The following is a 19,915-nucleotide window of genomic DNA, read 5'->3' as shown; positions in this document are numbered from 1 at the left end:
GCGACCTCCAGGCGTGGCAAGCGGCTGGCGCGCGAGTGACATGCGCCGCAAAAGGCTGTTTTCGCCCCAGCGGATAACGCGTGATGACTGTATGGCAAGGCGGCCGCAAGGGCTGCGGCATTTGCGCGCACTCATGCGCGCACATACTCAAGGCATTCCTTACATCTCGCGCCTCGCGCCTCGCGCCTCGCACCTCGCTCTTTGCACCTCGCTCTTCGCACCTCGCATATCGTCTGAGCGGTCCGCGTTTCAGGCTGCCTTGAGCAATTCACCCAATGTCTGCATGGCGCGCTCTGATGCCGCGTCCCATGGGTGGCCGTAGCTCAAGCGAATGCAATGATTGAAGCCCTGGGTGGCCGAGAAGATGGGCCCCGGCGCCAGACTGATGCCGTGGGCCAGCGCCTGCTGAAACAGGGCCAGCGAGTCGATGTGCTCGGGAAGCTCGCACCACAGGAAATAGCCCCCGTGGGGATGGGTGACGCGGGTGTCTGCGGGGAAGTAGCGATCAATGGCTGCCAGCATGGCCGTCTGCTGGGTTTCGAGCGCCAGGCGTAGCTTGCGCAGGTGGCGGTCGTAGCCGCCGTGCTGAAGATAGTCGGCCAGGGCCACCTGGGCAGGCAGCGATGGCGAGATGGTTGTCATCAACTTGAGGCGTGAAATCTCCCGGGTATGCCGCCCCGCGGATATCCAGCCCACCCGATAGCCCGGCGCCAGGCACTTGGAGAATGACCCGCAGTGCATCACAAGGCCCTCGACATCCAGCGCCTTGACGGGTTGCGGGGGCGACACCTCGGCACGTTGATCGAAGTACAGTTCCGCGTAGACATCATCCTCCAGCATCGGCAGCTGATGACGGCAGAGCAGCGCATACAGTTGGGCCTTGCGTGCATCGCTCAGGCTGGCCCCCAGCGGATTCTGCAGATGACTCATGAACCAGCAGGCCTTGATGGGCAGCGTCTCCAGACGATTCTCGAGCACCTCGAGATCAATCCCGTCACGCGGATGTACCGGAATTTCCACCGCGCGCAGCTTGAGCCGCTCAAGCACCTGAAGCGTGGCATAGAAGGCTGGCGCCTCGATGGCGACAAGGTCCCCTGGCTGGGTGACACATTGCAGGCCGAGATTGAGCGCCTCCATGGCGCCATTGGTGATCACCAGCTCCTCTGTCGGCAGCTGCATGCCGTTGACCATGTAGCGCTGAGCGATCTGCCGGCACAGGTCAGGATGGCCTGTGGTCATGTCGGAGATCACGGCATGCGATGACAGCTGGCGCAGCCCACGCGTCATGCTGGTCGCAAGCCGCGCGAGGGGGAAGAGCTCCGGGCTCGGGAAGGCAGAGCCGAAGGGGACGGTGTCGTTGTCACGCAGTGAGCCCAGCACCGAGAACACCAGTTCACTGACGGCGACATCGGAAGGGGCTTGCTGCTGCAGGGCGACATGCGGCTCATCGAGTATCCGCGAGGCATTGTCACGCACGAAATACCCCGAGCGCGGCCGCGCACTGATCAGGCCCTGATTCTCCAGCAGGTAATACGCCTGAAAGACGGTAGAGGGGCTGATGCCATGCGCCTTGCTGGCCTGGCGCACCGACGGCACGCGCTCACCCGGTGCGAGAATGCCGGTACGAATCAGGTTGGAGATCTCGGCGGCAAAGCGTTCATAACGCTTCATGGGGGATTTCCTGACGGGGTGGAAGAGTGAAAGGGAGAGGGCAAGAGAGAGTGAAAGGGAGAGGGCAAGGATACCGAAGCGGCGACGTCATCGCATGATCGGTGGCTGTGGCTGTGCATTGTGCAAGCCGTCTCTGGAGGAGCACGCGGTCGGGCGGCTCAGGGCCGAGGCGCTTGCCGAGCGGGGGATCAGCTATTGCTACCGCAGCGTTGCAGAATAGGGATAAGTGAATGCTGATTCATCAGTTTTCCTCACAACTCATCTCACGCTGATGATATTTATCCGTGCGGCGCTATCTCATACCTTGGTGGCATTCGTGGAGAGCGATGACACCTCGTCGTGTCGTGCTCTCTTTCGCACGCTCTTGTCTTTCAAGCAGGTACCCGCATGCAAACCACTCGTCTCTCTTCCGACCATCAATCTTCCAGCCATCTCTCTGCCATCATCACTGGCGGTGGCTCCGGTATGGGCGCTGCCACAGCCCGAAAGCTCATCGACAACGGTTGGAACGTCACGCTCTTCGGACGCAATCTGGCGAAACTCGAGGCCATGCGCGACTCGCTCGCTCAGCCTGAGCGGGTCGTCGTGGTGCAGGGCGATGTCAGCCAGGCCGCGGATGTCGAACGCCTCGTGGCGAGTCATATCGAGAGCTTCGGGCGCCTGGATGGCCTGGTCAACAGCGCCGGTGTCCCGTTCGGCGGCGCCATCGAGACGGTCTCGCTGGAAGACTGGCGCGCCTCGATGGCAATCAATGTCGAGGGTGTGTTCAACACCATCCAGAAATCGCTGCCGCACCTGAAGGAGGCTGGCGGCGCCATCGTCAATGTCTCGTCCGTGTCCGGGCTCGCGGGGGACTGGGGCTTCAGTCCTTACAATGCGGCCAAGGGCGCCGTCACCAATTTCACCCGCTCGCTCGCGCTGGAGCTGGGCAGTCAGGGCGTCAGGATCAATGCCGTCGCTCCGACGCTGACGGAATCCGACATGACGTCCTTCGTGACCGAGGATGACAAGGTCATGGCCATGTTCCGCAATCGCATTCCGCTGGGAAGAGCCGCCAAGGCCCACGAAGTGGCCGCGGCCATCTATTTCTTGCTGAGCAGCGAAGCCAGCTTCATCAATGGCGTGAATCTGCCGGTCGATGGTGGTGTCACGGCGTCCAATGGTCAGCCCAACTTTGCCATGTCTCTCGAGACTCTCTAAGGAGAACGGCCATGACTCAGCCAGTCGATGCACAGCGGATCGCGACCCGCGAGCAGATTCTCACTGACCTGCGCACACGCAAGACCTCCAAGCGCTATGACCCGACCCGCAAGGTCGCCGCCGAGGACATGGAGGTGCTCTACGAGGCCCTGCGCCTGTCCGCTTCCTCGATCAACTCCCAGCCCTGGCGCTTCATCGCGCTGGAAAGCGAGACCGCCAGGATGCGCATGGAGCGTACCTTCGCGCGCAACTTCCAGTACAACCAGCGCCACGTTCGTGAGGCCTCGCACATCCTGTTGCTGGCGCATGACCCTGCCTACTCGCCTGCGGCCTATCGCCGTGTGGTGGAGGAAGACATCGCCAATCTTCATACGCCTGCCGAGCGACGTGAGGCGGCGCTGGCCAAGTATGCCTTCGTCGAGATGAATACCGACGCCGACGGAAGCACCGCCAGCTGGACCAAGGCCCAGACCTACATCGCGCTGGGCAGCGCCCTGCATGTGCTCGCCAGACTCGGTATCGACGCCACCCCGATGGAAGGCATCGACAGCGAGCTGGTGGCACAGGAATTCGCCCCGGAACTGGACGGGCACCTCTGTGATGTCGCGCTGGCAGTGGGCTATCACCATGCCGAGGACTTCAACTCGCAGGTACCCAAGTCACGCCTCAAGCTGGCGGATGTGGTGAAGCGGATCTGAGCGCGGCCGCGCACTGATCAGGCCCTGATTCTCCAGCAGGTAATACGCCTGAAAGACGGTAGAGGGGCTGATGCCATGCGCCTTGCTGGCCTGGCGCACCGACGGCACGCGCTCACCCGGCGCGAGAATGCCGGTACGAATCAGGTTGGAGATCTTGGCGGCAAAGCGTTCATAACGCTTCATGGGGGATTTCCTGACGGGGTGGAAGAGTGAAAGGGAGAGGGCAAGAGAGAGGGCAAGGATACCGCAGTGTCGATAGACAGTGACGTTTGGGCGTCGTAGTGGATGCACCAATGTCATTAGCTTCCCTCGCTTTCGTTCGGCCGGAGGCTCTATCGGGGCGAGCGCCACGCCCTGCACCACGCACAGAGCCACGCCCAGCGCTCTTCTCACCTATCTGGTGCAAGGCAAGGCGAGGGTCGGTGATGGGCGCATCATCCTGGTGCAGTGCTGCGCTTGAGCAGTGTCGCTGTGCTTCGCTCGCTCTCATCATGTCTCGCGTTTCTCTTCATCCTTTCTCGGTCTTTCCACTGTTTTTGCCCAGTCTTTCTCCCTGTCTTTGTGCCCGTCTCTCTCCCTGTCTCTCTTCTATCTCACCGCTGTCGCTTTCTTGTCTGGCCGTTGGCCGGCGGCGTCAGTGTGCGGCTGGCACATCGATTGCACTACCTCAGCCGGGACAACAAGTACAACAAGACACGAGGGAATGTCGTGAACAAGAAAATCGCTGCCGCAATGCTATCCGCCTGTGTCGGTTTCTCGCTGGCCAATGTCGCCCAGGCAGAAGAGGGGCCGATCAAGGTCGGCATCCTACACTCACTGTCCGGCACCATGGCGATCAGTGAATCGACACTGAAAGACACCATGTTGATGCTGATCGAGAAGCAGAACGAGCAGGGCGGGCTGCTGGGACGCAAGCTGGAGCCTGTCGTGGTCGACCCGGCCTCCAACTGGCCGCTGTTCGCCGAGAAGGCGCGTGAGCTGCTGGCACAGGACAAGGTCGACGTGATCTTCGGCAACTGGACGTCCGTCTCGCGCAAGTCGGTGCTGCCGGTGGTCGAGGAGCTCAACGGCCTGCTGTTCTACCCGGTGCAGTATGAGGGCGAGGAGTCCTCGGAGAACGTCTTCTATACCGGAGCGGCGCCCAATCAGCAGGCGATTCCGGCAGTGGATTACCTGATGAACGACGTGGGCGTGGAGCGCTGGGTGCTGGCGGGCACGGATTATGTCTATCCGCGTACCACCAACAAGATTCTGGCCGCCTACCTCAAGTCGAAGGGCGTGGCGGACGCGGATGTGATGGTCAATTACACCCCCTTCGGTCATTCCAACTGGCAGTCCATCGTCTCGGACATCAAGTCTTTCGGCAGTGCCGGCAAGAAGACGGCCGTGGTGTCCACCATCAATGGCGATGCCAACGTGCCGTTCTATCGTGAGCTGGCCAACCAGGGCATCAATGCCGAGGACATCCCGGTGGTGGCCTTCTCGGTGGGCGAGCAGGAGCTCTCGGGCATCGATACCGCGCCGCTGGTCGGCCACCTGGCCGCCTGGAACTACTTCATGAGCGTGGACAGCGACACCAACTACGACTTCATCGATGAGTGGATCGATTACACCGGCAAGGAAGATGCGGTCACCAACGACCCGATGGAAGCCCACTACATCGGCTTCAACATGTGGATGGAAGCCGCGCGCAAGGCCGGCAGCGTCGAGGTCGATGCGGTCAAGGACGCCATCATCGGTGTCTCGGTGCCCAACCTGACCGGCGGCTACGCCACCATGATGCCCAATCATCACATCACCAAGCCGGTGCTGATCGGCGAGATCCAGGACAACGGCCAGTTCTCCGTCGTCTGGCAGACCCCGTCCACCGTGGCAGGCGATGCGTGGTCTGACTATCTGGAAGGTTCCAAGGACCTGATCAGTGACTGGCGCAAGCCGATGGAATGCGGCAACTACAATGTCGTGACCCATTCCTGTGGGGCTCAACAGAGCGTTGCGGCGCAATGATGCGTAGCACGTTCTGAGAGCGAGGCGGCGTGCTGGCTCACCTGCATGCCGCCTCGTTGAGTGTCAGTCTCCGAAGCCGCGATGCCCTCGGAGACTGATGACGCCTTTGCGCGTTCACCATGGATGGCCTTCTTGATGTCTATCTCCGTTGCAACGATGTACCGCGGGTGCTGGCAGTGGATGCTGCTGGTCTGTCTTCTGTCATTCCCCCTGTTTGCCGCTGCCCAGTCCGAGTCCGCGACTGGCCAGTCAGCGCGCCTGTCCGACGGCGCTGCCCAATCCCTGTTGACCCGGCTTGCCGAGGCACGCAACCCGGCCAAGCCAGCCGTGATCGATGAAATCGCGATGAGCGGCGATGCACGTGCACGTGGCTGGCTGGAAGCCTTTTCTGCCAGCAAGCTGGCTCGTCTCAAGGACGCCGAGCGCTTCTTGATCATCGACAACAATCGTGGCCGCGAATGGGCCGTTTCCGACGCCCTGTCGGGAGAATCGGCGGGCAAGGTCTCGCGCCGCGACTTGAAGACACTGCGCAGCAACAACTCGCTGCGTGGGCATATCGATGGCGTGCTGTCGATGATCGACCTGTCTTCGCCGGATGCCGAGGTCAGACTCGCGGCGGCGCGCGGCCTGCGCGGCAGCGTCGATGAGGCCATGGCCGAGCGGTTGCCGAGCCTGATCGAGAAGGAAGGCGATGACGCTATCCGCGCCACGCTCAAGGAAGCGCTCGCCATCCAGCAGCTGGAGGCCGATGGCGACCCCGCGGCGCTGGAGACGCTCTCCGGCAGCCTGAACGCCGCCGCGATCGCTGCCATCAATGGCGCCGCGGCGAGTGATGATCCGCAGCTGGCCCAGGCCGCCAAGGTGGCGCTGGCCGGTATCGAGCAGAAGCTTCAGCTCAACAGCGGGCTCGAGACGCTCTACTTCGGCCTCTCGTTGGGCTCGGTACTGGTGCTGGCCGCCATCGGGCTTGCCATCACCTTCGGTGTCATGGGCGTGATCAACATGGCGCATGGCGAACTGATCATGCTGGGCGCCTACACCACCTGGGGCATGCAGCAATTGCTGCCGGGGCAGCCGGGGCTGGCGCTGCTGCTGTCGATTCCGGCGGGCTTTCTGGTCGCGGCGGCGGTGGGCGTCATCATCGAGCGCAGCGTCATCCAGCACCTCAAGGGGCGCCCGCTGGAGACCTTGCTGGCCACCTTCGGCATCAGCCTGATCCTGCAGCAGCTGGTGCGCACCACCATCTCGCCCTTGAATCGCATCGTGGTCACGCCGGAGTGGATGAGTGGCTCGCTGATGATCAACGAGGCGCTGTCACTGACGCTCAATCGCCTCTACATCATCGGCTTCGCGCTGTTCGTGTTCGCCGGTCTGATGCTGATCATGCGCCGTACCCGTCTCGGCCTCGAGGTGCGGGCGGTGACCCAGAACCGGGCCATGGCGCGCTCGATGGGCATCAAGGCAACCCGTGTCGACATCATGACCTTCGCGTTGGGCTCCGGTGTGGCCGGCCTGGCCGGTGTCGCGCTCTCCCAGATCACCAACGTCGGGCCGAACCTGGGCCAGAACTACATCATCGACTCCTTCATGGTCGTGGTGTTCGGCGGGGTCGGCAATCTGTGGGGCACGCTGGTGGCCGGCATGTCGCTGGGGCTGCTCAATCAGTTCCTCGAGCCCTGGGCGGGTGCGGTTCTCGCCAAGATCGTGGTGCTGGTCTTCATCATCCTGTTCATTCAAAAGCGCCCGCGGGGATTTTTCCCGCAGAAGGGCCGCGCCGCGGAGGGTTGATCCATGCCTGATTCACGTTCCTGGCTGGCGCGCCCCTTCACGGAGCGCTCCACCCAGATCTTCCTCGCGGTGCTGACGCTGTCAGTGCTCGCGATCACGCTGCTGCATGTGCTGCTGCCCGAGGGGCATCCGCTGCATGTCAGCACCTTCACCGTCACCCTGCTGGGCAAGTACCTGTGCTATGCGCTGCTGGCGGTGGCGGTGGATCTCGTCTGGGGCTACCTGGGCATTCTCAGTCTGGGCCACGGCGCCTTCTTCGCGCTGGGCGGTTACGCCATGGGCATGTATCTGATGCGCGAGATCGGCGACCGCGGCGTCTATGGCAATCCGGAACTGCCGGACTTCATGGTCTTCCTCAACTGGCAGGAGCTGCCGTGGTTCTGGCAGGGCTTCGACATGCCGGCCTTCGCCTTCCTGATGGTGCTGCTGGCGCCGGGGCTGCTGGCGCTGGTGTTCGGCTTCCTCGCCTTCCGCTCCCGCGTCACCGGCGTCTATCTCTCGATCATCACCCAGGCGCTGACCTTTGCCTTGATGCTGGCGTTCTTCCGCAACGAGATGGGCTTCGGTGGCAACAACGGCCTGACCGACTTCAAGGAAATTCTCGGCTTCGATCTGCGCACGGATGCGGTGCGCATCGCACTGTTCATCGCCAGTGGCGTGGCGCTGGGGCTCGGCTATCTGCTGTGTCGTGGCATCGTCGGCTCCAAGCTGGGGCGGCTGAGCATCGCCTGTCGCGACGCCGAGGCACGCACGCGCTTTCTGGGCTACCGCGTCGAACGTGTCCAGCTCTTCATCTTCGTGGTCTCGGCGATGCTGGCCGGGGTCGCGGGGGCGCTGTACGTGCCGCAGGTCGGCATCATCAATCCCGGCGAGTTCTCGCCGCTGTTCTCCATCGAGGTGGTGGTGTGGGTGGCGCTCGGCGGCCGCGCGACGCTCTACGGTGCCGTGCTGGGCGCGCTGATCGTCAACTACGCCAAGACGGTGTTCACCGGCATCATGCCGGACGCCTGGCTGTTCGCCCTCGGCGGCCTGTTCGTGCTGGTCACCGTGCTGTTGCCCAAGGGCATCGCTGGCCTCTTTGCCCAGCGTGGCTGGGGCAGCCGCTCGCAGTCGTCCTCGGCGAAGAGCGAACCGCCGTCCGAATCGGCATCCGGTTCCCGTCCCATCGAGGAGGCCACCGCATGAGCCTGTTGAAAGAGATGGCCACGCGTGACCGCGTGTTCGACTTCCTGACCCCGCGCATCTCGCCGGTGGACGTGACCCACGGGCCGATCCTCTATCTGGAGGATGTCAGTGTCAGCTTCGATGGCTTCAAGGCGATCAATGACCTCAACCTGACCATCGACGATGGCGAGCTGCGCTGCATCATCGGCCCCAACGGCGCGGGCAAGACCACGATGATGGACATCATCACCGGCAAGACGCGCCCCGACAGTGGCTCGGTGTGGTTCGGCAGCCGGCACGATCTGCTGCGCATGAGTGAGCCCGAGATCGCCACCCTGGGCATCGGGCGCAAGTTCCAGAAGCCCACCGTCTTCGAGGCGCTCAGCGTGTTCGAGAATCTCGAGCTGGCCATGGCCACCGACAAGCGCATCTTTCCGACGCTGGCGGCCCGCATGAGCGGCGAGACCCGCGCCAGGATCGAGGAAGTGCTCGAGACGATTCACCTCAAAGAGTGGCATGCGCGCGAGGCGGGCATCCTGTCCCACGGCCAGAAGCAGTGGCTGGAGATCGGCATGCTGCTGATGCAGAAGCCGCGTCTGCTGCTGGTCGATGAGCCGGTGGCCGGCATGACCGAGCAGGAGATGGAGCGCACCGCGGAGTTGCTGACCAGCCTGGCGGGACGCCAGTCGGTGGTGGTGGTCGAGCACGACATGGGCTTCGTGCGCTCCATCGCGCGCAAGGTCACGGTGTTGCATCAGGGCGCGGTATTGGCGGAAGGCAGCATGGATGCGGTATCGAGCGACCCGAAAGTCGTCGAGGTCTACCTGGGAGAGAGTGACGGATGACGCAAGCGCTGAACACCAAGGCACCGATGCCGAGCGGCGAGTCGCCGCTGTTGACCATCGACACGCTCAACCAGTTCTATGGGGAAAGCCACACGCTGTGGGACCTGACGCTGGAGATTCCCGTTGGGCAATGTACCTGCGTGATGGGCCGCAACGGCGTCGGCAAGACCACGCTGATGAAATGCATCATGGGTGAGGAGAGCGTCCGTGACGGCAAGCTCCTGTACCGCGCCGATGGCGATGCCAGTGGCAGCGATTCCGGTCGCGATGCCAGTAGCAACGAGCCGCTTGATCTGACGCGGCGCAAGCTCGAGGAGCGCGCGCGGCTGGGTGTCGGCTACGTCCCCCAGGGGCGGCAGATCTTCCCGATGATGACGGTGGAAGAGAATCTGCGCACCGGGCTTGCCGTGCGCCGCGATGGCCTGCGCCAGATTCCCGAGCGCATCTATGAGCTGTTTCCCGTGCTCAAGGAGATGCGTCACCGGCGCGGGGGCGACCTTTCAGGCGGCCAGCAGCAACAGCTCGCCATCGGCCGCGCGCTGGTCATCGAACCTCGTCTCCTGATCCTCGATGAGCCCGGTGAGGGCATCCAGCCCAATATCGTCGCCCAGATCGGTGAGGTCATTCGCCGCCTGATCAAGGAAGACGGCCTGACGGTACTGATGGTCGAGCAGAAGCTGCCCTTCGCGCGCAAGTACGCCGACCGCTTCGTGATCATGGATCGCGGCCGCCGGGTAGCCGAAGGCGAGATCGCGGCGCTGTCCGATGAACTGATCAAGCAGCACCTGACCGTATGACGATCCGGTGCGTGATTCCCGCTGATGGTGCGACGGATGCCGCGCGCAGTGAGGCCAATACCTCCGGCCATCGCTTCGATGACCAGCGCCAGTGGCAGGCCGCGCTGGCGCTGCGGTTCGAGGCTGATGCGCGCGACACCAGTGATGCCGGGCGCGCCATCACCCGCCTGACGCGCAGACGTCATCATGGCCCGCTGCGCGTGCAGCGGCCGTTCTATCCCGAGGGCCGCCACGGCTGCTGCCACGTCTATCTGCTGCATCCCCCCGGTGGGCTGGTCAGCGGCGATGCGCTGCAGATCGAGGCCGAGGTGGAGGAGGGCGCGCATGTGCTGTTGACCACGCCGGCGGCGGCCAAGCTCTACAAGGCGGACCGCAACGGCGTGGCCTGGGGCCAGCATACCCATCTCAAGGTCGCCGACGGGGCCACCCTGGAATGGCTGCCTCAGGAGACGCTGGCCTTCAATGGCTCGCGCGGTGAGCAGACCACCACCCTCGAGCTTGCCGGCTCTGCGTGCTGTCTGGGCTGGGAAGTGCTGGCGCTGGGGCGCCCGGTCGGTGAGCTGCCCTTCGTCAGCGGCCATCTCGAACAACGCTTTCGCCTGACCCGTGACGGCAAGCCAGTGTGGATCGAGCGCCAGTCGCTGGACCCGCTGCATCCGCGCTTCACCGGGCGCTGGGGGCAGGGCGGTTGCAGTGTGCAGGCGACGCTGTGGGCGGTCGGGCTCGAGGATGAGGCGGCGGCCATCGAGGCGCTGCGTGAGGCGTTGCCGGCTTCCCCGCGCTGGGCGGTGACACGTCGCGAAGGCGTATTGCTGCTGCGCTATCTGGGCCATGAACGCAACGAGGCCTGGGCGCTGTGCCAGCAGGCATGGCAGCTCCTGCGCCCTCTGATGACGGGGCTTGAGGCGCAGGTGCCACGTATCTGGCTGACCTGATCTCGACAGACCCCACTGAATGACAACCACAAGAGCCACGACATGGAACTGACGCCAAGAGACAAGGACAAGCTGTTGCTGTTCACCGCAGCGCTGCTGGCGGAACGCCGCAAGGCCAAGGGCCTCAAGCTCAACTATCCGGAATCCATCGCCTTGATCAGCGCCGAGATTCTGGAAGGCGCCCGCGAAGGCTTGAGCGTGGCCGAGCTGATGGGGCGCGGAGCGGAGGTGCTGACCCGTGACGACGTGATGGAGGGCATCGCCGAGATGATTCCCGAGGTGCAGGTCGAGGCGACCTTCCCGGATGGCACCAAGCTGGTGACCGTTCACAACCCCATCGTGTGAGGCGAGCAATCATGATTCCCGGTGAATATCTGGTGGCGGACGGCGAGATCTCTCTCTGTGAAGACCGCCTGCGCACCAAGCTCTCGGTCGGCAATACCGGCGACCGACCGATCCAGATCGGCTCGCACTATCACTTTGCCGAGGCCAATCCGGCGCTGGTGTTTGATCGCGAGGCCGCCCTCGGGCAGCGCTTGGACATCGCCGCCGGCACGGCGATTCGCTTCGAACCGGGGCAGACGCGTGACGTTACGCTGATTCCCTTCGCCGGCAGCCGTCATATCTATGGCTTCCGCGGCGAGGTGATGGGGCAACTCAAGGATGACGGCAGTGTCGAGCGCTGAGCGTGCGACGCCCTTTGCCTCAATGCGCCAGGCAATGGCGCTGACGGGCATTCAGTTCGGAGCACACCTGGCATCAGCAGTTCAGAAATTGCGGCTTAGAAACTGCAGCTCAGAAGCGTTGGCTTAAAAGCTGCGGCTCAGGGATCAAGAGGCAACCCATGAAGATAACGCGACAGGCCTATGCCGACATGTACGGCCCGACCACCGGTGACCGCGTGCGTCTGGGCGATACGGCGCTGTGGATCGAGGTGGAGAAGGATTTCACCCACTACGGGGAAGAAGTGAAGTTCGGCGGTGGCAAGGTGATCCGCGATGGCATGGGCCAGAGCCAGCGCGCCGATGACAGCGTGATGGATACCGTGATCACCAATGCGCTGATTCTGGACTGGTGGGGCATCGTCAAGGCGGATGTCGGTCTCAAGGCCGGGCGCATCGCAGCCATCGGCAAGGCGGGCAACCCTGATACCCAGCCCGACGTGGATATCGTGATCGGCCCGGGCACCGAGATCATCGCCGGTGAGGGCAAGATTCTCACTGCCGGTGGCGTCGACCCGCACATTCACTTCATCTGCCCTCAGCAGGTGGAAGAGGCGCTGATGAGCGGCATCACCACCATGCTCGGCGGCGGCACCGGGCCGGCCACCGGCACCAATGCCACCACCTGTACGCCGGGGCCGTGGCATATCGGCAAGATGCTGCAGGCGGTGGATAGCCTGCCGATGAACATCGGCTTTCTCGGCAAGGGCAATGCCTCGCTGCCACAGGGACTTGAGCAGCAGATCGAGGCCGGCGTGATCGGGCTCAAGCTGCATGAGGACTGGGGCACGTCGCCGGCCTCCATCGACAACTGTCTGACCGTCGCCGATGCCTATGACGTGCAGGTGGCGATCCATACCGACACCCTGAACGAGTCGGGCTTCGTCGAGGACACCCTGGCGGCCTTCAAGGACCGCTGCATCCACACCTTCCACACCGAAGGCGCCGGTGGCGGCCATGCTCCGGACATCATCACCGCCTGCTCGCGGCCCAACGTGCTGCCGTCTTCCACCAATCCGACGCGTCCCTACACCGTCAATACGGTGGATGAGCACCTCGACATGCTGATGGTCTGCCACCACCTGGACCCGAGCATCCCCGAGGACGTCGCCTTCGCCGATTCGCGCATTCGCCGCGAGACCATCGCCGCCGAGGACATCCTGCATGACCTGGGTGTCATCTCGATGATGTCCTCGGATTCCCAGGCGATGGGCCGTGTGGGCGAGGTGATCTGCCGTACCTGGCAGACGGCGCACAAGATGCGCGAACAGCGCGGCCTGCTGGCAGAGGACAGCGAGCGCGGCACCGACAACTTCCGTGCGCGTCGCTATATCGCCAAGTACACCATCAACTCGGCCATCACCCACGGTATCGCCCATGAAGTCGGCTCAATTGAAGTCGGCAAGCTGGCGGACCTGGTGCTGTGGTCACCGGCGTTCTTCGGCGTCAAACCGGCCTGCATCCTCAAGGGCGGCATGATTGCTGCCGCACCCATGGGCGACCCGAATGCCTCGATTCCTACACCGCAGCCGGTGCATTACCGCCCGATGTTCGGCGCCTTCGGCAAGGCGGCCAGCGCTACGCGCCTGACCTTCGTCTCCCAGGCGGCGCTCACGGCTGGTGTCGGGGAGGCGCTGGGGCTCGACAGTCCTCTGTCTGCCTGCCGCGACGTGCGTCAGGTGCGCAAGTGCGACATGAAGCTCAATGACGCCTGCCCGGAACTCAAGGTCGACCCCGAGACCTACGAAGTCTTCGCCGACGGTGAGCTGCTGACCTGTGAGCCCGCCAGCGAGTTGCCACTGGCCCAGCGCTATCACCTGTTCTGATTCCCTATTCGAGATTGACGCCATGATGGAATTGATACATCGCCTGCCAGACGCCAGTGGATCAGGCGACCCAGCGAGCGCTCACACCGATGCCGAGCCCCTCGACACCCTGACCCTGCCGCTGGAGCTGCGTATCCGCGGTCGTCTGCGTGCCACCACGGACGGCGGGCGCGAGGTCGGACTGTTTCTGGATCGCGGTCCGGTACTGCGTGATGGCGATCGGCTGGCCTCGCGCGAGGGTGAGGTGATCCGCATCCGCGCCGCGGATGAGCCGGTAGTGACTGCCCACATCGCCGCCGGGCGACCGATGGCCGCGCTCTGCTATCACCTGGGCAATCGCCATGTGCAGCTCGCCATCGGCATGCAGACGCCTGATGCTTCCGGTAGTGAAGGAAAGAGCGCAACCGGTTGGGTGCGCTTCCCGCCGGATCACGTGCTGGAAGAACTGGCCGAGCGCCTCGGCGCGACCCTCACCCATCATGAGGCGCCCTTTGACCCTGAGCCGGGCGCCTATGCCCAGGCGGGGCAGGGGCATGCTCATTCTCACGGTCATTCACACGGCCACTCACATGCTCACGACCATGAGCACAGCCACGGCCATTCTCACAACCACGCTCATGAGCACACGCATGAGCACTGATGCCATGGCGGGCCTGCCGGCGCAGGAGGATCTGGCGCTGCTTGGGCTGTTGCAGCTGGTAAGCCCTGCCTTGCCCATCGGCGCCTTTGCCTGGTCCCAGGGGCTGGAGAGTGCCTTCGAGCTTGGCTGGGTCACTCAGGAGCAGGAGCTAGGCGAGTGGATCGACGGCGTGCTGGAAGACGGGCTCGGCCGTTGCGAACTGCCACTGTTGGTGCGTCTGCAGCAGGCGTGGGCCGCGGGGGATGCACCGGCGCTCGACGAGTGGGATGGCTGGCTCAAGGCGACCCGTGAAACCGCCGAACTCAGCGATGAGGACGCGCGTCTCGGGGCGGCGCTGCTGCGCCTGCTCAGAAGTCTCGAGCTCGAACCGCCAAGCTCGCTGATGCCGCAGTCACCCGGCTACGTGACGGTGTTTGCCTGGGTGGCGCATCAGCGTGGGGTGCCACCGCGCCAGACCTTGATCGGCTTCGCCTGGGCCTGGCTCGAGAATCAGCTGGCGGTGGCCTGCAAGGCCATGCCGCTGGGGCACACCGCCGCCCAACGCCTGACCGAGCAGCTGCGACCCCGTGTGGTGGAAATCGTCTCACAGGCGCTCACGCGTTTGGATGATGAGCTTGGCCCGATATTGCCGGGGTTGGCGCTCGCCTCCGCCCAGCACGAAACACAATATTCCCGTCTGTTCAGGAGTTGAGCCAAGGCCGCCTGTCTTGAGGCGGCGGCTGAACCGACCGACATGAACGTCTGATATCTCACGAGAAAGGAAGCTGCCATGAAGCATTGTCTACGCGTAGGAGTGGGTGGGCCGGTGGGCTCCGGCAAGACGGCGCTGCTGCGCCAGCTGTGTCTGGCCCTGCGCGATCATTACGACATCGGGGTGGTCACCAATGACATCTACACCCGCGAAGATGCCGATTTCCTGCTGCGCCATGAAGCGCTGGAGGCGGACCGTATCCTCGGGGTCGAGACCGGTGGCTGTCCGCATACCGCGATTCGCGAGGATGCCTCGATGAATCTGGCGGCCATCGATGATCTGCAGGCCCGCCATCCGGACATGGAGCTGGTGCTGGTGGAATCCGGTGGCGACAACCTGTCCGCGACCTTCAGCCCCGAGCTTTCCGATCTCACCCTCTATGTGATCGACGTCTCGGCAGGCGACAAGATTCCGCGCAAGGGCGGGCCGGGCATCACCAAGTCGGATCTTCTGATCATCAACAAGATCGACATCGCCGAGCAGGTGCATGCCTCGCTCGAGGTGATGGACCGCGATTCGCGCAAGATGCGCGGCGAGCGGCCCTTCGTGTTCGCCAATCTGTATGACGGTGTCGGGTTGGAAGAGATCATCGCCTTCATTCTGGATCGCGGCATGCTGCCGGAGCGTCGCCCGCAAAAGCTGGCGGCACAGGCCTGACGGCGCAGCGTTTTCTGCCACTTGTCTACGAGCCATTGTCTCCCGGCATTCGCCTCTCCACGGGTGTCGGGGGGGATTCATCATCATCTTGTTCAGGAATGACACATGAAGCGTTCTCACTCCGCACTGCTTGCCACCTCGCTGCTGCTGGTGGCGACCTCAGCCTCCGCACACCCCGGCCATGATGCCCAGGGGCTGATGGCGGGCCTGTCGCATCCCTTCACCGGGCTGGACCACCTGCTGGCCATGCTGGCCATCGGCATCTGGAGTGCGCGTCAGTCGCGGGCCTTGACGCTTGCCACTCCGCTGTTGATGGCCGTCGGCATGCTGGCGGGGGCGGGCATCGCGCTGCTCAGCGGTGGTCAGGCGCTGCATGCGCTGATCGCCGAGCAGGGCATTCTGCTCTCGGTGCTGGCCTCCGGTGCGCTGGTGGCGCTGCTGCTGCGTCTGCCGACCCTGGCTGGCGCCGTGATGGTCGCCGGCTTCATGGCCTGTCACGGCTTCGCCCATGCGCTGGAAATGCCGGCGGCTGGCAGCGCCGTGGGCTACATGGCGGGCTTCGTGGTCGCGACGCTGGCCCTGGCGTTGCTGGGCCGTGCAATCGGCCAGCGCCTGATGGGCGTGCCCGCCATCGCTTCACGCCTGGTGGGTGGGGCGGTGATGGCCTCTGCCATGATCATGGCGGTCTAGGAAGATTTCAGGTTGAGGGAATTCATGACGATGACATGAACTCTCGCATTGGGTTCATTACGCTATCGACGCCCCGCTGGCTTGCCAGCGGGGCGTTTTTTGTCTTCTGGAGGCAGGGGGTAAGGGATTGCCTTGTAGAAATGTTATAACGTATCATTTTGGGGTCGAGTGGATGATGGCGCATTCCTCGACCTGCCGCGCAATCGTGCTTGCTGATGCAAGCCCTCTGTCAAGGGCTCTGACAAGGGCTCTGTGAGACAAGCCCTCATGGGCGTCATGCAGCACCTGATTCGGCGTGATGCCCCCTCATGAATCCAAGGCAATGACTGATGACAACTCTGCAATCGACTTCCTCTCCTGACAGGCCCGCTTCACTGCCTCCGGCCCTGCCAGTCACTGTGCTGTCCGGCTTTCTGGGCGCCGGCAAGACGACGCTGCTCAATCACATCCTTGCCAACCGGGAAGGGCGCCGGGTAGCGGTGATCGTCAATGACATGAGCGAGGTCAACATCGATGCTGCCATGGTGCGTGGCACGCCCGGTGCGGACAACGAGGTGACGCTCAATCGTGCCGAGGAGCAGCTGGTCGAGATGAGTAACGGCTGCATCTGCTGCACGCTGCGTGAAGACCTGCTCATCGAGGTACGGCGACTGGCCGAGGAAGGGCGCTTCGATTGCCTGGTGATCGAATCCACCGGCATTTCCGAGCCGCTGCCGGTGGCGGAAACCTTCACCTTCGAGGACGAGGATGGCCAGTGCCTCTCCAGTGTCGCGCGTCTCGATACCATGGTTACCGTCGTGGATGGCGCCAACTTCCTCACCCAGTATCGCGAGGCGCAGTCACTGGCGGAAGCGGGGGAAAGCCTCGGCGAAGACGATGAGCGCAATGTCGCCGACCTGCTGGTCGATCAGATCGAATTCTGTGATGTGCTGTTGATCAGCAAGACGGATTTGCTCGATGCCTCGCAGCTTGCCGAGCTGAGCGCGGTGCTGCGCTCGCTCAACCCGGAGGCCGAGATTCTGCCCATGACGAAGGGCGCCGTGCCACTTTCCAAGGTGCTGGACACTGGCCGCTTCAGTTTCGATCGCGCGCAACAGGCACCGGGCTGGCTGAAGGAGATGCGCGGCGAGCATGTGCCGGAGACCGAGGAATATGGCATCTCGAGTTTCTCCTACCATGCGCGCGTGCCGTTCCATCCCGAGAAATTCCACCAGCTGCTCCACGGAGACTGGTTCGGCGGCAAGCTGCTGCGCTCCAAGGGCTTCTTCTGGCTGGCCACGCGGCCGCAGTTTGCCGGACAGTGGAACCAGGCCGGTGGCATCGCGCACTACGGGTTCGGCGGCATGTTCTGGAAGGCAGTGCCGGAGGTCGAATGGCCAGAAGACCCCGAGTACCTGGAGTCGATCCGGGAAAAGTGGCAGGAGCCGTTCGGTGACATGCGCCAGGAGCTGGTATTCATCGGTCAGAATCTGGATGAAGCCCGTATCCGCCAGGCGCTGGACGAGTGTCTGCTCGATGACGCCACGCTGCTGGCGGGCAAGGAAGCCTGGCGTGATCTGCCAGACCCGTTCCCCGCCTGGGAATGAGCGACGGCCTCTGAGTCCCTGATCTGCTGACACTCGCCAGACACCCCACTGATCGCGGATCAGTGGGGTGTCTTCATTGCTGGCGCGTCTTTGGCGCTCCTGATCGGCACAGTCGTGCTGATCAAGAAGGGAGGGGCCGTCACTTTCCTCGAGCAGACGCTTCGCTGCTGGTCTGTGAGACAAGGCATGAGACAAGGCGAGAGATGCGTGCCGCTGCACTGCTCAGGGCAAACAGCAGGGTGGCGAGGCACACGATGGTGGGGCCGGTGGGCGTATCCAGCCAGTAAGCCGCCTGTAGTCCGCCGGTGGTGGAGACTCCGCCGATGATGGCGGCGGCGATCGCCATCAGCTCCGGGGTGTGACAGAAGCGGCGCGCCGTGGCTGCCGGGATGATCAGCAGCGCGGTGATCAACAGTGCACCGACCACCTTCAATGCAACCGCGACCACCACGGCCAGCGACAGTGTCAGCACCAGCTGCTCGCGTCGCGGGTTGATGCCGCTGGCACGCGCCAGGTCCTCATTCAGGGTGGCGGTGAGCAGTGCCGACCAGCGCCAGTAGATGAGGCCGATGACCAACACGCCACCTGCGGCGATGATTGCGAGGTCTGTCTTGCTGACCGCCAGAATATCGCCGAACAGATAGGCCATCAGGTCAATGCGCACGCCGGGCAGGAAGGAGACGGCCACGAGACCGAAGGCGAGTGCGGAGTGCGCCATCACGCCAAGCAGGGTGTCCATGGCGTAGCCGCGTCCGCTGAGCAGCGTGACCAGTGTCGCCATGATCAGCGAGACGACGAGCACGCCAGCCAGAATCGAGGTGGACATCAAGAGTGACAGCGCCACGCCGAGGATCGCGGCATGGGCCGTGGCGTCGCCGAAATAGGCCATGCGTCGCCAGACGACGAAACAGCCCAGCGGCGCTGCCGCAAGCGCCACGAATATCCCGGCCAGGGCGGCGCGGAGCATGAAGTCATCCAGTATCAGTCCCTCCAACATCAGTGACACCCTTCTGCGGTCGGTGCGATGAGCTGGAGCGCTGGCTCCCGACTCTGCGTTGTCTGCTTGAGCACAGGCTTGGCTGCAGGCGCGGGTGCAGGTGCAGGTCTGGACGCGGGCCGACAGGTGGGCGCAGCGTCAGAGTGATCGTGAGAATGCTCATGGCGATAGAAGGCCAGGGCGTCAGCGGTATCGAGCCCGAACAGGTCCTGGTAGGCCGGTGAGGCCATGACGCGCTCAGGCGTGCCCTGGCAGCAGACGTGGCCATGCAGGCAGACGACACGATCGGAGGCGCGCATCACCACATGCAGCTCGTGACTGACCATCAGTACCCCGCAGCCGAGGGTGTGGCGGACGCGATCGATCTGACGGTAGAAATCCGCGATGCCACGGTGATCCAGCCCCTGGGTTGCCTCATCGAGCAGCAATATATCGGGCGAATCCATCAGGGCACGGGCCAGCAGAATACGCTGGAACTGTCCCCCCGAAAGATCGGCGATCTGCTGTTGCTCGACACCGGGGATGCCGGCCTGCGCCAGGGCATGTGCTACCGCCGCGCGCGAATGGCGATGGGGCAGATTCAGGAAACGCACCACCGTCATCGGCAGTGTCGGGTCCAGGCTCAGGCGCTGGGGCACGTAGCCGATTCTGCAGCCTTGCTGGCGATGTATCCGCCCGCTCGTCGGGGATACCGCCCCGATGATGCTGCGCAGCAACGTGGACTTGCCTGAGCCATTGGGGCCTACCAGGGTAACGATTTCGCCGCGCTCAACCTCGAGATCGATCGCATCGAGGATGCGATGCCTGCCGAGCGTGACACATAGATTCTTGATCGATAACAGCGACATGGGGACCTCTTGGCGCTGAAGAGTTGACGGGGCAGTGACCATTAATGTTATGTTATAACATATTGAGTCTGATCATTGCAGCCTTCGATCTTC

At 63.6% G+C, this 19,915-nt stretch carries 20 protein-coding genes; 16 read left to right on the top strand and 4 right to left on the bottom strand.

Going from position 1 to position 19,915, the window contains the following annotated elements:
* Nucleotides 1–249: 249 nt before the first annotated feature.
* A complete protein-coding gene (locus HA399_RS11050) occupies nucleotides 250–1,671 on the bottom strand; it encodes a PLP-dependent aminotransferase family protein (protein WP_404325005.1) in 1,422 nt (473 codons plus the stop codon).
* Nucleotides 1,672–2,058: 387 nt separating this feature from the next.
* Here HA399_RS11050 and HA399_RS11045 point away from each other — a divergent pair, with 387 nt between their 5' ends.
* Both HA399_RS11045 and HA399_RS11040 read left to right on the top strand, forming a co-directional pair.
* Complete coding sequence (locus tag HA399_RS11045) at nucleotides 2,059–2,871, top strand: SDR family NAD(P)-dependent oxidoreductase (protein WP_404325004.1); 813 nt, start codon at nucleotides 2,059–2,061, stop codon at nucleotides 2,869–2,871.
* An 11-nt stretch (nucleotides 2,872–2,882) separates the two neighbouring features.
* Nucleotides 2,883–3,569: a nitroreductase family protein gene (locus HA399_RS11040; RefSeq protein ID WP_404325003.1), complete on the top strand. Its 687-nt coding sequence runs from the start codon at nucleotides 2,883–2,885 to the stop codon at nucleotides 3,567–3,569.
* On the opposite strand, the gene HA399_RS11035 is transcribed toward HA399_RS11040, so the two are convergent.
* Nucleotides 3,531–3,752, bottom strand: a complete 222-nt coding sequence (locus HA399_RS11035; protein WP_404325002.1) for a GntR family transcriptional regulator — start codon at nucleotides 3,750–3,752, stop codon at nucleotides 3,531–3,533. The two genes, HA399_RS11040 and HA399_RS11035, sit on opposite strands and share 39 nt — an antisense overlap.
* Nucleotides 3,753–4,301: 549 nt before the next feature.
* Here HA399_RS11035 and urtA point away from each other — a divergent pair.
* From urtA to zigA, 14 genes are all read left to right on the top strand, one after another.
* Complete coding sequence (gene urtA, locus HA399_RS11030; RefSeq protein ID WP_192837858.1) at nucleotides 4,302–5,576, top strand: urea ABC transporter substrate-binding protein; 1,275 nt, start codon at nucleotides 4,302–4,304, stop codon at nucleotides 5,574–5,576.
* 135 nt (nucleotides 5,577–5,711) lie between these two features.
* The gene (gene urtB, locus HA399_RS11025; RefSeq protein WP_404325001.1) at nucleotides 5,712–7,364 is read left to right on the top strand and encodes an urea ABC transporter permease subunit UrtB; all 1,653 of its coding nucleotides are present in this window, start codon (nucleotides 5,712–5,714) and stop codon (nucleotides 7,362–7,364) included.
* 3 nt (nucleotides 7,365–7,367) lie between these two features.
* Entirely contained in the window at nucleotides 7,368–8,549 is a 1,182-nt protein-coding gene (gene urtC, locus HA399_RS11020) for an urea ABC transporter permease subunit UrtC (RefSeq protein ID WP_404325000.1), read from the top strand.
* Nucleotides 8,546–9,373 carry an urea ABC transporter ATP-binding protein UrtD gene (gene urtD / locus HA399_RS11015; protein ID WP_175089551.1) on the top strand — a complete coding sequence of 276 codons (828 nt, stop codon included), beginning with the start codon at nucleotides 8,546–8,548 and terminating at the stop codon, nucleotides 9,371–9,373. The genes urtC and urtD overlap by 4 nt, the downstream gene beginning before the upstream one ends.
* 47 nt (nucleotides 9,374–9,420) lie before the next feature.
* Entirely contained in the window at nucleotides 9,421–10,170 is a 750-nt protein-coding gene (gene urtE / locus HA399_RS11010; protein WP_404326964.1) for an urea ABC transporter ATP-binding subunit UrtE, read from the top strand.
* Between the two features lie 11 nt (nucleotides 10,171–10,181).
* Complete coding sequence (locus HA399_RS11005; protein ID WP_404324999.1) at nucleotides 10,182–11,105, top strand: urease accessory protein UreD; 924 nt, start codon at nucleotides 10,182–10,184, stop codon at nucleotides 11,103–11,105.
* A gap of 42 nt (nucleotides 11,106–11,147) precedes the next feature.
* On the top strand, nucleotides 11,148–11,450 hold the full coding sequence (gene ureA, locus HA399_RS11000; protein WP_024952521.1) for an urease subunit gamma: 303 nt from the start codon (nucleotides 11,148–11,150) through the stop codon (nucleotides 11,448–11,450).
* Nucleotides 11,451–11,461: 11 nt separating this feature from the next.
* Nucleotides 11,462–11,791, top strand: a complete 330-nt coding sequence (locus HA399_RS10995) for an urease subunit beta (protein WP_404324998.1) — start codon at nucleotides 11,462–11,464, stop codon at nucleotides 11,789–11,791.
* 158 nt (nucleotides 11,792–11,949) lie between these two features.
* Nucleotides 11,950–13,653, top strand: a complete 1,704-nt coding sequence (gene ureC, locus HA399_RS10990; protein ID WP_279837279.1) for an urease subunit alpha — start codon at nucleotides 11,950–11,952, stop codon at nucleotides 13,651–13,653.
* 22 nt (nucleotides 13,654–13,675) lie between these two features.
* Nucleotides 13,676–14,293 carry an urease accessory protein UreE gene (ureE, locus tag HA399_RS10985; RefSeq protein ID WP_404324997.1) on the top strand — a complete coding sequence of 206 codons (618 nt, stop codon included), beginning with the start codon at nucleotides 13,676–13,678 and terminating at the stop codon, nucleotides 14,291–14,293.
* A complete protein-coding gene (locus HA399_RS10980) occupies nucleotides 14,283–14,984 on the top strand; it encodes an urease accessory protein UreF (RefSeq protein ID WP_404324996.1) in 702 nt (233 codons plus the stop codon). The genes ureE and HA399_RS10980 overlap by 11 nt, the downstream gene beginning before the upstream one ends.
* Nucleotides 14,985–15,062: 78 nt before the next feature.
* Entirely contained in the window at nucleotides 15,063–15,701 is a 639-nt protein-coding gene (gene ureG, locus HA399_RS10975; protein ID WP_107336429.1) for an urease accessory protein UreG, read from the top strand.
* A 105-nt stretch (nucleotides 15,702–15,806) separates the two neighbouring features.
* Nucleotides 15,807–16,391 carry a HupE/UreJ family protein gene (locus tag HA399_RS10970; protein WP_404324995.1) on the top strand — a complete coding sequence of 195 codons (585 nt, stop codon included), beginning with the start codon at nucleotides 15,807–15,809 and terminating at the stop codon, nucleotides 16,389–16,391.
* Between the two features lie 329 nt (nucleotides 16,392–16,720).
* Nucleotides 16,721–17,977, top strand: a complete 1,257-nt coding sequence (gene zigA / locus HA399_RS10965; RefSeq protein WP_404324994.1) for a zinc metallochaperone GTPase ZigA — start codon at nucleotides 16,721–16,723, stop codon at nucleotides 17,975–17,977.
* A gap of 139 nt (nucleotides 17,978–18,116) precedes the next feature.
* On the opposite strand, the gene HA399_RS10960 is transcribed toward zigA, so the two are convergent.
* On the bottom strand, nucleotides 18,117–18,944 hold the full coding sequence (locus HA399_RS10960) for a metal ABC transporter permease (protein ID WP_404324993.1): 828 nt from the start codon (nucleotides 18,942–18,944) through the stop codon (nucleotides 18,117–18,119).
* A gap of 29 nt (nucleotides 18,945–18,973) precedes the next feature.
* Entirely contained in the window at nucleotides 18,974–19,822 is an 849-nt protein-coding gene (locus HA399_RS10955; protein ID WP_404324992.1) for a metal ABC transporter ATP-binding protein, read from the bottom strand.
* Nucleotides 19,823–19,915 lie beyond the last annotated feature (93 nt).

The sequence above is a fragment of the Cobetia sp. UIB-001 genome, from assembly GCF_044789135.1.
GTDB classification, from domain to species: domain Bacteria; phylum Pseudomonadota; class Gammaproteobacteria; order Pseudomonadales; family Halomonadaceae; genus Cobetia; species Cobetia amphilecti.
Note: the sequence above shows the minus strand (reverse complement) of the source record. Positions and strands in the feature narration are given on the sequence as shown.

Bases quoted from the DNA above. Each gene is read 5' to 3' on its own strand.
- HA399_RS11040 (WP_404325003.1), top strand. From the start codon at position 2,883: ATGACTCAGCCAGTCGATGCACAGCGGATCGCGACCCGCGAGCAGATT.
- urtA (WP_192837858.1), top strand. From the start codon at position 4,302: ATGCTATCCGCCTGTGTCGGTTTCTCGCTGGCCAATGTCGCCCAGGCA.
- ureC (WP_279837279.1), top strand. From the start codon at position 11,950: ATGAAGATAACGCGACAGGCCTATGCCGACATGTACGGCCCGACCACC.
- HA399_RS10960 (WP_404324993.1), bottom strand. From the start codon at position 18,944: ATGCTCCGCGCCGCCCTGGCCGGGATATTCGTGGCGCTTGCGGCAGCG.
- HA399_RS11035 (WP_404325002.1), bottom strand. From the start codon at position 3,752: ATGAAGCGTTATGAACGCTTTGCCGCCAAGATCTCCAACCTGATTCGT.
- HA399_RS10955 (WP_404324992.1), bottom strand. From the start codon at position 19,822: ATGTCGCTGTTATCGATCAAGAATCTATGTGTCACGCTCGGCAGGCAT.
- HA399_RS10970 (WP_404324995.1), top strand. From the start codon at position 15,807: ATGAAGCGTTCTCACTCCGCACTGCTTGCCACCTCGCTGCTGCTGGTG.
- ureE (WP_404324997.1), top strand. From the start codon at position 13,676: ATGATGGAATTGATACATCGCCTGCCAGACGCCAGTGGATCAGGCGAC.
- urtD (WP_175089551.1), top strand. From the start codon at position 8,546: ATGAGCCTGTTGAAAGAGATGGCCACGCGTGACCGCGTGTTCGACTTC.
- urtB (WP_404325001.1), top strand. From the start codon at position 5,712: ATGTCTATCTCCGTTGCAACGATGTACCGCGGGTGCTGGCAGTGGATG.
- HA399_RS10980 (WP_404324996.1), top strand. From the start codon at position 14,283: ATGAGCACTGATGCCATGGCGGGCCTGCCGGCGCAGGAGGATCTGGCG.
- zigA (WP_404324994.1), top strand. From the start codon at position 16,721: ATGACAACTCTGCAATCGACTTCCTCTCCTGACAGGCCCGCTTCACTG.
- ureA (WP_024952521.1), top strand. From the start codon at position 11,148: ATGGAACTGACGCCAAGAGACAAGGACAAGCTGTTGCTGTTCACCGCA.
- HA399_RS11050 (WP_404325005.1), bottom strand. From the start codon at position 1,671: ATGAAGCGTTATGAACGCTTTGCCGCCGAGATCTCCAACCTGATTCGT.
- HA399_RS10995 (WP_404324998.1), top strand. From the start codon at position 11,462: ATGATTCCCGGTGAATATCTGGTGGCGGACGGCGAGATCTCTCTCTGT.
- ureG (WP_107336429.1), top strand. From the start codon at position 15,063: ATGAAGCATTGTCTACGCGTAGGAGTGGGTGGGCCGGTGGGCTCCGGC.
- urtC (WP_404325000.1), top strand. From the start codon at position 7,368: ATGCCTGATTCACGTTCCTGGCTGGCGCGCCCCTTCACGGAGCGCTCC.
- HA399_RS11045 (WP_404325004.1), top strand. From the start codon at position 2,059: ATGCAAACCACTCGTCTCTCTTCCGACCATCAATCTTCCAGCCATCTC.